This window comes from Streptomyces sp. Ncost-T10-10d (assembly GCF_900091955.1).
GTDB lineage: Bacteria > Actinomycetota > Actinomycetes > Streptomycetales > Streptomycetaceae > Streptomyces.
In genome coordinates this window covers 137,564-148,978 of record NZ_FMDF01000135.1, presented here as the reverse complement: position 1 = coordinate 148,978, position 11,415 = coordinate 137,564, and the positions used below count along the sequence as shown (strand labels likewise).

Below are 11,415 nucleotides of genomic sequence, written 5' to 3'. Positions count from 1 at the left end.
GGACGGTGCGGGAGTCTCGCGCTCCGCGTCCGGTTCGTGACCGGAGAACGCAGGCGTCGCGTAGTGGCTCAGCGCCTCGGCGGGGGTTCCGCATCCGGCGCAGGCCAGGGCACCGTTGAGATGCCGCTGACACGGGTGGCAGTAATCCATGGCGCCCGCAGATTAGATGCCTGTAGGACAAAGTAGATAGCTGCTCAGGTGAGGATCCTGTGTGGAAACGTTGAATCCATGACCTCGCCCACGCATTTCGGTCCTCGTGAGTTCCAGCTCGTCCTGCTGCGCCGGATGGCCGACCATCAACCCGCCCTCGTCGACGACGCCCGGCAGGAGCTGAGCGCCTCGCTCGCCGAGATGCGGGAGGCGAACCGCCGTTGGCAGGCCATGGTGCGGGCGCCGCGCGGGCGGGGCGCCCTGCGCCGCTACCGTTCGGTGCTCGGCGAGCCCGAGTCGTCCGCCCACCGCACCATCGGTGACCTGGAGTGCGACGCGCTGCTGTGGCCGGTGCCGCTCTGGCCGGATCTGCGGTTCGAGGTGATGGTCGCGCCGGGCGGGGCCGTATGGAACGAATGGCTGGTCCGGGCGCCGGGAGCACCGGGCCCCGAGCTGCGTACGGTCGAGGATCTGCGTCCCTGGTCGGGCACGGTGGACGAGGTCGCACGGGCCTTCGCACCGGCCCGCCCCATGGAAGGCAGCGCACCGACCCGGTGGGCGCTCGCGATCACCGCGCCCGGGACCGGTGAGCCGTATGTCGCCGAATTCACCTGGGGGCTGTTCCAGCGGCTGCTGCCCGGCTGACTTCCCCGTACCGCACTTTTCTGTCGGTTCGTCAGCTGTGTACCTCCTACGGCGCATCCCGCCGCGCGCAATGACTCCGAACGGCGCACGATGCGAAGAGAGCCGGCTGCCGCCGGTACCCCAATCAGCGCTCTCGGGAGAACCTGCCGTGACCGTCAGCCTTGAGCAGTTGCGCCGTTGCCATGTCGCCGTCGACCTCGGGGCCGCCCGGACCCGCGTGTACATCAAGGGGCTCGGGCTCGTCGTCGACGAACCGAGTGCCGCCGCCATGAACACCCGTACCGGCTCGCTCATCGCCGTCGGCACGCTCGCCGAGCAGATGACGGGCCGCACCCCCGACTACATCCGGGTGGTCCGCCCGGTCACCGGCGGAACCGTCATCGACATCGAGATGGCCCAGCGCATGCTCCGCCAGCTGCTCGGCGAGAAGCTCCGCCGCCAGCTGCGCCGCAAGCCCCGGATGCGGGCCGCCGCCTGCACCCCGCACGACAGCGATCCGCTCGCCCAGCGGGCCACCGTCGAGACGCTGGTCGGGCTGGGCGCCCGGCGGGTCGAACTGGTCGACACCCTGATCGCGGCGGCCGTCGGCTGCGGGCTCCCCGTCGAGCAGCCGACCGCCTCCATGATCATGGTGTGCGGGGCGGCGACCACCCAGATCGCGGTGCTCTCGCTCGGTTCGATCGTGACCGCCGTACGCATCCCGATCGGCGGCGACGCCATCGATCACGCAGTGATCCAGCATCTGCGCCAGCACCACGAGTTGATGCTGCCGAGCCAGGCCGTACGCCCGCTCCAGGTGGCGCTCAGCGGCGGCGCTCTGACCGCGCACGGTCCCGCCACGACCGAGATCCACGGCCGTGACGTGGCCACCGGTCTGGCCCGCTCGGTGCACGTCGACACCGCCGCCGTGCAGCAGGCCATCCACGCCCCGCTGACCGCGGTGCTCGACGGCCTCGGCAAAATCCTGCGGGACTGCCCGCCCGACCTGGTGGCCGACATCGCGGACTGCGGGATCATGATGGTCGGCGGCAGCGCGCTGCTGCCCGGTCTCGATCAGATGCTGCGGAAGGCGACGGGCGTGCCCGTGCACATCGCGGAGCGGCCCGATGTGTGCTCCGTACTGGGACTCGGTGCGATGCTGGACGGCAAGATCCAGCCGTTGGTTCTCGACCCGCTCGCCTGCTGACCACCGCGGGGGGAGTGCGGCGTATGACCGAGGAGACAGCGAACACGGCGGCGAGCGCGGCCGCCGGGTACCCGGGCGAGGAGAGGGCCGCCGCGTCCGGCACTCCGCAGGCACCCCGGCTGCCGATGCTCCTGGAAGCGGTACTGAGCGTCGGCACCGATCTGGAGCTGCGGGCCACCCTCCAGCAGATCGTGGAAGCCGCTGCCGCGCTGACCGGGGCCCGGTACGGCGCGCTCGGCGTGCTCGACGCCGAGCGCGGCACCATCAGCGAGCTGTTCACCTCGGGCCTCGACGACATCGAGCGGCAGCGCATCGGCCACTTCCCGGACGGGCACTCGGGGATGCTCGGCGTCCTCATCGACGAACCGCAGCCGCTGCGCTCGGACGATCTGACCACCGACCCGCGCTCCTGCGGGGTACCGCCCGGCCACCCGCTGATGCACTCCTTCCTCGGGTCGCCGATCCGGGTGCAGGACCAGGTGTTCGGCAATCTCTACCTCACCGAGAAGAGCACCGGCCGCTTCACCGATGCGGACGTGGCACTGCTGCGGGTGCTGGCCTCGCAGGCCGGAATCGCGATCGGCAATGCCCGGCTGTACGAGGCCGCCCGGCAGCGGGAGCGCTGGATCGAGGGGGCGGCCGCCGTCACCACCACCCTGCTGACCGGCGGGAACGCGGCCGACGCGCTGATGACCGTCGCCGAGGGGGCCAGAGCCCTCGCCGACGCCTGTGCCGGGGTGATCCTCCAGCCGACCAAGAGAGGCGGGATGGAGATCGTCACCGCGTCCACGCTCGACGATCCGGCCGGGATCGTCGGTACGGCCATCGAGCCCGGCTCCGCCGTGCTGGTTCAACTGCTGGGTGGCGAACCGGTGCTCATCGAGGACTCGGCGACCGATCCGCGGATGACGACGCATGTGCGGTCGCGGTTCGGCCCCAGCATGATGCTGCCGCTGCGGAGCGGCGGGCGGCTGATCGGCACCCTTGCCCTGCCCCGGCGGCGCGGCGACCGCCCGTACACGGCCGTGGACCGGCTGCTGGCCTCCCAGTTCGCCTCGCAGGCCGCACTCGCCCTGGTCCTGGCGGACGCCCAGCACGACCGGGAAATGCTCGCGGTGTACGAGGACCGGGACAGGATCGCCCGCGATCTGCACGACCTCGTCGTCCAGCGGCTGTTCGCGACCGAGATGATGCTGGAGTCGACCCGTCGCAGGACCGCCAGCGCCCCGGAGACGGACGAGCTGCTCGGCCAGGCCGTCGACGAGCTGGACTCCACCATTCAGGAGGTACGGACGGCGATCTTCGCCCTCCAGCAGCCGCCCGTCGAGGTCCCCGCCACGTTCCGCGGCCGGGTGCTGCGCGAGACCAGGGGGGCAGCGGCCGTCCTCGGTTTCCAGCCGTCGGTGCACTTCAACGGGGCGGTCGACACATTGGTCCGGGACCCCGTGGACCGGCGGCTGCTCGCCGCGCTGCGGAGCGCCCTCGCGGCCGCGCACCGGCGGGCCGGGGTATCGGCGATCGAGGTGGAGGTGGATGCGGTGGCCGTCCTGCCGGACGGGCGGGCCGCGGTCCGGCTGGCGGTCGCCGACGACGGCCGGGACGAGGACGGCTCGCGCTCACCGACCTTCACCTGGCAGGCGCCGCTCTGAGCGCGACGCGGGTGTTGGAGTGGGCGACGCCGGCCTCCCGCTTGAGCCTACGCAGCAGTCCGTCCAGCGCTGCGGTGTCGGCGACGGCGGCCCGTACGAGGTAGTCGTGGCCGCCGGTCACATGCACCACCTCCGTGATGCCGGGCAGGGCCAGCACCGCCCGCTCGAACACCTCGTTCGTCGTGTCCATCCGCAGCGACACATCGATGAAGACGACAAGGCCCGTACGGGTGTCGGCGGCCGGGTCGATGATCACGGTGAAGCCGCGGATGACACCGTCGCGCCGCAGCCGGCGCACCCGGTCGGCCGCGGCGTTGGCGCTGAGCCCGACTCGTACGCCCAGATCGCGGTACGAGATCCGGGCGTCCTCCTGCAGGATGCCGAGGATTTCCCTGTCCAGACGGTCCATACCGCGATTGTCGCAGCTTTATCCGGATTGTGACGTCGCAAGGCGCATTCGAAGCTCTCCCGCTCCCTGTGCGCGGTTCCCGGCCGGGTTGCCCCGCATGGCGCATCCCGGCGAGCCCATGGCTTGTGCCCGCCCTTCGCTGTTGGTCGCCGTGCCGGTACTGGTCGGTTCGCCGGGCCGGATCCCGGTGGGCGCGCTCACCGACAAGTACGGTGCGCGGCTGATGTTCCTGGTGGTCGCCGCGGCGCTCGTGGTGTATTCGGCGCCGGCCGCGGTCCTGGTCAGGGACCGCCCGGACCGCCCGGCACCGACCGACTCGCTCGCCCACAGGCTGGGTGCGGCGGGCGGCTGCGGGTCACCTGGGAGCTGTCCGCGCCGTATGCGATCGGCTTCGGGCACGCGGGTTCGGGCGCCCCACCGCCACGGGCTGCGTCCTCGGACACCGGACGGGCCCAGGGGTGCCGGGCTAGGGTGCGGCAGGTGACTCCTCTTCTGTCTGTGCCGGATGACGGTTCCGCCCGGGAAGCCATCCGATTCGGCGAATACACCATGACGTACGACCGGTTGGCCACCGCCTCCACCGCGCTCGCCGCGCGTCTCAGTGGTACGGGACGAGTCGCCGTCTGGGCCACGCCCACGCCCGAGACCGTGGTCGCCGTAGTGGCCGCGCTGCGGGCCGGGGTGCCGGCCGTGCCGCTCAACCCGAAGACGGGCACGCGCGAACTCGCGCACATCGTGGCCGACAGCGAACCGACCGTGGTGCTGGCCGGGGCGGGCGACGTGCTCCCGCCGGTGCTGGACACTCTGGACCGCATCGATGTCGACACGGCCCCGGATGGCGAGGGCGGCGGCGCCGCGCTCCCGGAGCCCTCCCCCGAGTCCCCCGCTCTGATCGTCTACACCTCCGGCACCACGGGCCCGCCCAAGGGCGCGATCCTGCCGCGGCGGGCGATCGCCGCGTCGCTGGACGCGCTGGCGGACGCCTGGCAGTGGACCGGCGACGACGTACTCGTCCACGCCCTGCCACTGTTCCATGTGCACGGTCTGATCCTCGGCGTGCTCGGTCCGCTGCGCCGTGGCGGATCGGTGCGGCACCTGGGCAGGTTCTCCACCGACGGTGTGGCCCGCGAGCTGTCGTCCGGCGGCACGATGCTCTTCGGCGTACCGACGATGTACCACCGGCTGGCCGGGGCCCTCGGCGGCTCCGCCCCCGGTGCGGCCGAGCTGGCGAAGGCGCTGGCCGGGGCCCGGCTGCTGGTGTCCGGGTCCGCCGCACTGCCGGTCCACGACCACGAGCGGATCGCGGCGGCGACCGGCCGCCGGGTCATCGAGCGGTATGGCATGACGGAGACCCTGATGAACACGGGCGTCCGGGCCGACGGCGGACCACGCCCCGGCACGGTCGGCACCGCCCTGCGCGGCGTCGAGCTTCGCCTGGTCGAGGAGGACGGCGCCGTCCTCACCGACCCCGGCGCCATCGGCGAGATCCAGGTGCGCGGGACGAACCTCTTCACCGGCTATCTGAACCGCCCCGACGCCACGGCCGCCGCGTTCACCGAGGACGGCTGGTTCCGTACGGGAGACATGGCCACCCGTGACACCGACGGCCATGTGAGGATCGTCGGCCGCAAGGCCACCGATCTGATCAAGAGCGGCGGGTACAAGATCGGCGCCGGTGAGATCGAGAACGCGCTCCTCGACCACCCCGGTGTCCGCGAGGCCGCCGTCACCGGCGAACCGGACCCGGATCTGGGCGAGCGGATCGTCGCCTGGGTGGTGCCGGCCGACCCCGCCTCACCCCCGACGGAGGACGAGCTCGCGGGCCATGTGGCCGCCCAGCTGTCCCCGCACAAACGCCCGCGCACGGTCCGTTACCTGGACGCACTGCCGCGCAACGACCTGGGCAAGATCATGAAGCGGTCGCTGCATGCGTGACCGGCTGACGGCGAGGGCGGCGATCGCGGCCCTCACCACCGAGTTCGAGGAGCTCGTCGAGTCCGCCGTGGCCGACCACGACACGGATGGGGACGGGCCCCTGTCCTGGGCCGGGTACGCGGACTCCCGGGCCCGCGCCGCCGCCCGTACCGGCGAGGAGGAGTCCGTCGTCCACGGCCTCGCCTCCATCGGCGGCCGGAGCTGTGTCCTGGTCTCGTTCGAGTTCGGATTCCTGGGCGGCTCACTCGGGCAGCGCACCGGGGACCTGCTGGAGGCCGCGTACGAGGCCGCCCGGACCCGGAGGCTTCCGCTGGTCTCGCTCATCGCGACGGGCGGCAGTCGGATGCAGGAGGGCATGGTCGCCCTGACCCAGCTGCAGCGCGTGGCCCGCGCCTCGGCACGGCTGCGGGCGGCCGGCCCCGCTCAGCTCGCGGTCCTGCGTGATCCGACGACGGGCGGCGGCTGGGCGACGCTGGGCGCGGGCGCCGATGTGATCCTGGCGCTGCCGGGCGCCCAGGTGGGGTTCGCCGGGTCCCGGGTGCGGCCCGCGGACGCGGACCCCCACGCGTACACCGCCGAGGGCCAGCTGGCCGCGGGACAGATCGACGCCGTCGTCCCGCCGGACGAGCTCCCGGAGACGGTGGCCCGCTGGCTGAAGGCGCTCCACGCGCCCGGTTCCCCGGCCCCCGGCCCCGCTCCGGTGCCGGACGCCCTGTCCGCCACCGGTCTCCCGGTGACCGGCTGGGACGCGGTCCGGCAGGCCCGCTCCCCCTCCCGGCCGCGCGCCGAGGCGTATCTGGACGCGTATTTCGACCACCGGCTCCCGCTCGGCGGCGACCGCTGCGGTGGTACGGATCCGGGGCTGCGCTGCGGTTTCGGGCGGCGCGACGGCCGGACGATCGCGTACGTCGCCCAGTGCGGCACCGCGACCCGCCCGGCGGGCTACCGCACGGCGGCCCGGGTGATCCGGCTGGCCGACCGGCTCGGTGTTCCCGTGCTCACCCTGATCGACACCCCGGGCGCGGCGAACGACGCCGAGGCGGAACGGGCGGGCGCGGGCGCGGCCATCGCCGACGCCTTCGCGGCGATGGCCGAGGCCGGGGTCCCCGTCACGACGCTGGTGATCGGCGAGGGCGGTTCGGGCGGCGCACTGGCCCTGGCGGCACCGGGGAACACCTATGTCACCCAGGACAGCTATTTCTCGGTGATCGCCCCGGAATCGGCGGCGGCGATCCTGAAGCGCACCCCGGACGAGGTGCGTGCCACGGCCGACCAGCTGCGGCTGCGCCCCCAGGACCTGGTGGAGCTCGGCATCGCCCGCGCCGTGGTGCGGCCGGATCCGTCCGAGGACTGAGCCGTCAGGGCTGCGGGTCCTTCGCGTCGTACCGCGCGAACCCGCGCCACCGCAGCCCCAGCAGCGCTACGGCGACGACACAGGCGATCCCGCCGCCGGTCACCGCCAGGCCGGGCGAGGTCAGATCGGCGACCGATCCGGCCAGAAAGTCGCCGAGCCTCGGTCCGCCCGCCACCACGACGATGAACACGCCCTGCAGCCGTCCTCGCATCTCGTCCGGCACGGCCGCCTGGAGCATGGTGTTCCGGAAGACCATCGACGTGGTGTCCGCGCATCCGGCGAGCGCGAGGAAGATCAGCCCGAGCCAGAGCTGACGGGTCAGTCCGAAGACCGCGATGGCGGTGCCCCAGGAGGCGACGGCCAGGAGCACGGCGAGGCCGTGGCGGCGGATGCGTCCCAGCCATCCGGAGAACACCCCGCCGAGCAGCGCCCCCAGCGCGGGAGCGGCGACCAGCAGCCCGGTGGTCTTCGCGTCACCGCCGTACCAGACCACGGCGACGACGGGGAACAGCGCCCGGGGATGGGCCAGCACCATGGCGCACAGGTCGGTGAAGAAGGTCATCCGCAGATTGGGCCTGGTCCCGAGGAAACGCAGCCCGTCCACGACGGATGCCCGTTTGCCGCCCGCGCCCTCCTCCCGCTCCGGAAGCATCGAGGGAAGCCGCCACATCGCGTACAGCGAGGCGGTGAAAGTGATGGCATCGACGGTGTACGCGGCCCGGTACCCCCACCAGCCGACGATGAGCCCGCCGAGCATCGGCCCGACCAGCGTGCCGGTGGTGCCGGTCATGGAGTTGAGCGCGTTGGCGGCCGGCAGCTGCTCGGCCGGGAGCAGCCGGGCGATCATCGAGCTGCGGGCCGGTGAGTTGACGGCGAAACAGGCCGCCTGCAGGGCGACGATCGCGTACAGCAGCCCCACCTGTTCCACCCCGGCGACGGTGGCGGCGACCAGCCCGACGGAGAGGACGAACGACCCCGTGGAGCTGGCCAGCCCCAGCTTGCGGCGGTCGATGGTGTCAGCGACGGCCCCGCCGTACAGCCCGAAGACGACCAGCGGCAGGAACGAACAGAACCCGATGAGCCCGACCGAGAAGGCGGACCCGGTGATGTCGTAGACCTGGAGCGAGACGGCGAGCGCCGTCATTCCCTGCCCGATCCAGGAGACCGTGTTCCCGAACCAGAGCCGCCGGTAGTCGGGGGAGGTCCGCAGCGGCGTCAGATCGGCGAGTATTCGTGTGTGGCGTGCAGGTTCTTCGGCTGTTTCGGTCACAGCGGATGGTAACGACCGGAGTGTGTCCGGTGGTCCGGTCCCCATCGGGCACAGCTTGTTCCCGGCCACCTCTGCGCGTCAGGAGGCGTGGCCGCCCGCGCAGTTCGGCACCGGCTCCCGCCCGCCTACCGCCAGTGGATTCCTGACGGGCGGGCGGTGGAGTGCAGGGTGCCGTTGTGTGGTTGTTGGGCACGGCGCTCGAACAGGGTGGCGTACAGGCCTCTCCGGCCCAGGAGTTGGGTGTGTGTGCCCGACTCCACCAGACGTCCCTCGTCCAGGACAAGGATGCGGTCGGCGTTCGCGGCAAGGGCCAGGTCGTGCGTGATCACGATGGTGGTGCGCCCCTCGGCGAGACGTCGCAGCGGCGCGAGGATGCGCTGTGCGGCCATTCTGTCCAGTCCGGTGGTGGGTTCGTCGAGGAGGAGGACGGGCGCATCGCGCAGCATGGCGCGGGCGATCGCGATGCGCTGCAGCTGGCCTCCGGAAAGCCGCGAAGTGCCGGTGGCAATGACGGTGGCATATCCCTCTGGCAAAGTGCGGATGAACCCGTGCGCGTCGGCCGACTTCGCGGCTTCCACGACGTCACGGTGGCTCGCATCCGTGCGCCCGCAGCCGATGTTCGCCTCGATGGTGTCGTGCAGGACGAGCGTGTCCTGGGGCAGCAGCGTGACGTTCTGACGGAGGTAGGTCAGCGGCAGCTGGTCCACGGACACGCCGTCCAGCCGGACACTGCCGGCATCCGGGTCGTAGAACCTCAGCAGCAGCGCCGCCAGGGTCGACTTGCCCGCGCCACTGGGGCCGGTGATGACCAGCAGTTCTCCGGGGCTCGCGGTGAACGAGAGGTCCCGGAGCACCGGCTCGCTGCTGCCGGGGTAGTGGAAGAAGACCTGACGCGCCTCCACCTCGCCGAGCGCGCGTTTGCGGGGCGGGGCGGGCACGGCGGCGGCCGGGTCGGTGACGGCGGGCTCGGCGTCGAGGATCTCCAGCAGCCGTTCGGCTCCCGCGGTCGCGGCGGTGGCCGTCAGGCCGAGCTGACCCAGGGAGCGGATGGGCGGGTAGAGGTAGCCGATGAAGGCGGCGAAGGCCAGCAGCTGTCCGAGCGTCATCCGCTGCCGGGAGATCTCCCACGCCCCCAGGCCGATGATCGCCAGGACGCACAACGTTTCGAGGACCTCGACGAGTTGCTCGTAGAACTCGGTGAGACGGACGGCCTTCACCGCTGTCTTCAGCCGGATCCGCGCCTTGCTGAGGAGCCGTGTCTCCTCGTCCTGCTGCCTGTTGTACGCCTGGGTCATGACGACGTTGACCAACGTCTCCTCGACCACTGCCGTGATGGCACCGTCCGCGGCACGGCCTCGCCGGGACACCGCGCGCAGGGGCCCGGCGAAACGAGTGGTCGTGAACCAGAAGAGCGGCACCATGACAAAGGTGGCGAGGGCAAGATCCCAGCGCAGCCAGAGGGCGGCCGCGGCGTAGAAGACCGTGCTGAACAGAGCGGAGGCGGCCCCGACGATGCCGGAGACCACGAGCGCTTCGATGGCCTCCACATCGCCCGTCAGCCGCTCCACCAGGTCACCGCGGCGATTGCGCTGGTAGAAGTGCGGTGGAAGCGTCTGGAGATGACTGAATACCCTTGCCCGCAGCCGCATCACGAAGCGTTCGGCGACCCAGGCGGCGAGCGAGTTGCCCAGATATCCCACCACCGCACCGATGACGGCCACGGCGACCCACTGGCCGGCAGGCTTCCAGAAGGCGCTGACGGAGCCGGTCTGCAGAGCGGTGTCGGTGAGTTTGGCGAAGAGCAGGACCGTGATGGTCTCGGCGACGGCGGCCAGGACGGCGCACAGGAAGATGAGGATGAGCCAGCGCCGGTCACCCTCGGTCAGTGGCCAGAAGCGCCGGAACGCCACGACGATGCTGATGGGATCCGTGCGGATCGGGACATCCGTCACCGAGTCCTGAGGAGTCTCTTCGGGGGGCGCTGGGCGCCGGGATGGGCTGCGGAGGCGCATGGGCGTCACGTCACAGAGGTGCTCGGACTATGGACCATCTCCATAGGCGCGGACCCCCAAACGGCGAGGCCCGCGCCGTAGCGCGAGCCTGCCTCGTTTAGGGGATGGTGTCGGGGGGTGTCGGGTCAGTAACCCCACCCACCGCCGCCGCCACGGCCGTAACCGCCGCGTCCGCCGCGTCCGCCGCGTCCGAAGCCGCCGCGTCCGCGTCCGAAGCCGCGTCCGTAGCCGCCGCGTCCGCCGCGTCCGCGTCCGAAGCCGCGTCCGTAGCCGTAGCCACCGTCACCGTCGTGGTCCCCGCCCCTGTGGTCGAAGATGCTGCGTACGTTCATCTTCGTCTCCTTTGGAAGGTATCCATGCCGCTCCTGGTTCTTGCTGCGGCACTACCGACACTACGACTGCCCCCTACGACCAACAAGTCGTAGAAGCCGCAATTCAGATAAAAGTCATGAAATGCCGCAAACCTTCGGAGCGTTGTCATATGTGACTCTCTGGGCACCCTCCAGAGCCAGGACGCAGACGGCCCTTCAGCGACTGGAAACCTTTGCCCATGGCAAAGCTCACCGCCGGAGTTCTGAAGCAGGTCATCGCACAGACGGCACGGGCCTGACGGACCCTTCGCGGCCGGGCGCCGTCACCCGCAATCGGGCTTGCCCGCAAGACCCCTGACGGCGCAAGAGGACCGACCGGCGACGCGCCGGGCCGCGGCGCGGCCACTTGATCTTGGTCCGGGGCTATGGTGAGGGCCCCCACGGAAATCCATGAGGGCCCTGTCGCCTGTATATGCACAGGTCATAACGTTCCT

General features: G+C 71.5%; 9 protein-coding genes and 1 pseudogene. 6 read left to right on the top strand and 4 right to left on the bottom strand.

Annotated elements, in window-relative coordinates:
* The first annotated feature begins 228 nt into the window (after positions 1–228).
* The 3 genes from GA0115254_RS22845 (at position 229) to GA0115254_RS22835 (ending at position 3,630) form a co-directional block, all read left to right on the top strand.
* Positions 229–795: a hypothetical protein gene (locus tag GA0115254_RS22845; RefSeq protein WP_093897148.1), complete on the top strand. Its 567-nt coding sequence runs from the start codon at positions 229–231 to the stop codon at positions 793–795.
* A 148-nt stretch (positions 796–943) separates the two neighbouring features.
* On the top strand, positions 944–1,981 hold the full coding sequence (locus GA0115254_RS22840) for a rod shape-determining protein (RefSeq protein WP_093897147.1): 1,038 nt from the start codon (positions 944–946) through the stop codon (positions 1,979–1,981).
* 125 nt (positions 1,982–2,106) lie between these two features.
* Positions 2,107–3,630, top strand: a complete 1,524-nt coding sequence (locus tag GA0115254_RS22835; protein ID WP_256102737.1) for a GAF domain-containing protein — start codon at positions 2,107–2,109, stop codon at positions 3,628–3,630.
* Here the strand turns inward: GA0115254_RS22835 and GA0115254_RS22830 are convergent.
* Positions 3,608–4,039, bottom strand: coding sequence for an Lrp/AsnC family transcriptional regulator (locus GA0115254_RS22830; protein WP_093897145.1), 432 nt, complete (start codon positions 4,037–4,039; stop codon positions 3,608–3,610). The genes GA0115254_RS22835 and GA0115254_RS22830 overlap by 23 nt on opposite strands.
* A 136-nt stretch (positions 4,040–4,175) precedes the next feature.
* Between GA0115254_RS22830 and GA0115254_RS47230 the strand changes: the two are divergent.
* The 3 genes and pseudogenes from GA0115254_RS47230 to GA0115254_RS22815 form a co-directional block, all read left to right on the top strand.
* Positions 4,176–4,435, top strand: a pseudogene (locus tag GA0115254_RS47230) (hypothetical protein); the annotation flags it as partial.
* A gap of 75 nt (positions 4,436–4,510) precedes the next feature.
* Entirely contained in the window at positions 4,511–5,974 is a 1,464-nt protein-coding gene (locus tag GA0115254_RS22820; RefSeq protein WP_370740929.1) for an acyl-CoA synthetase, read from the top strand.
* Entirely contained in the window at positions 5,967–7,328 is a 1,362-nt protein-coding gene (locus GA0115254_RS22815) for a carboxyl transferase domain-containing protein (RefSeq protein ID WP_093897144.1), read from the top strand. The genes GA0115254_RS22820 and GA0115254_RS22815 overlap by 8 nt, the downstream gene beginning before the upstream one ends.
* Positions 7,329–7,332: 4 nt before the next feature.
* On the opposite strand, the gene GA0115254_RS22810 is transcribed toward GA0115254_RS22815, so the two are convergent.
* From GA0115254_RS22810 to GA0115254_RS22800, 3 genes are all read right to left on the bottom strand, one after another.
* A complete protein-coding gene (locus GA0115254_RS22810; RefSeq protein ID WP_093897143.1) occupies positions 7,333–8,598 on the bottom strand; it encodes an MFS transporter in 1,266 nt (421 codons plus the stop codon).
* A 125-nt stretch (positions 8,599–8,723) separates the two neighbouring features.
* The gene (locus tag GA0115254_RS22805) at positions 8,724–10,610 is read right to left on the bottom strand and encodes an ABC transporter ATP-binding protein (RefSeq protein ID WP_093897164.1); all 1,887 of its coding nucleotides are present in this window, start codon (positions 10,608–10,610) and stop codon (positions 8,724–8,726) included.
* A gap of 125 nt (positions 10,611–10,735) precedes the next feature.
* Positions 10,736–10,942, bottom strand: coding sequence for a hypothetical protein (locus tag GA0115254_RS22800; RefSeq protein WP_176740254.1), 207 nt, complete (start codon positions 10,940–10,942; stop codon positions 10,736–10,738).
* Between the last annotated feature and the right edge of the window lie 473 nt (positions 10,943–11,415).

Bases quoted from the DNA above. Each gene is read 5' to 3' on its own strand.
- GA0115254_RS22845 (WP_093897148.1), top strand. From the start codon at position 229: ATGACCTCGCCCACGCATTTCGGTCCTCGTGAGTTCCAGCTCGTCCTG.
- GA0115254_RS22835 (WP_256102737.1), top strand. From the start codon at position 2,107: ATGCTCCTGGAAGCGGTACTGAGCGTCGGCACCGATCTGGAGCTGCGG.
- GA0115254_RS22830 (WP_093897145.1), bottom strand. From the start codon at position 4,039: ATGGACCGTCTGGACAGGGAAATCCTCGGCATCCTGCAGGAGGACGCC.
- GA0115254_RS22815 (WP_093897144.1), top strand. From the start codon at position 5,967: ATGCGTGACCGGCTGACGGCGAGGGCGGCGATCGCGGCCCTCACCACC.
- GA0115254_RS22805 (WP_093897164.1), bottom strand. From the start codon at position 10,610: ATGCGCCTCCGCAGCCCATCCCGGCGCCCAGCGCCCCCCGAAGAGACT.
- GA0115254_RS22800 (WP_176740254.1), bottom strand. From the start codon at position 10,942: ATGAACGTACGCAGCATCTTCGACCACAGGGGCGGGGACCACGACGGT.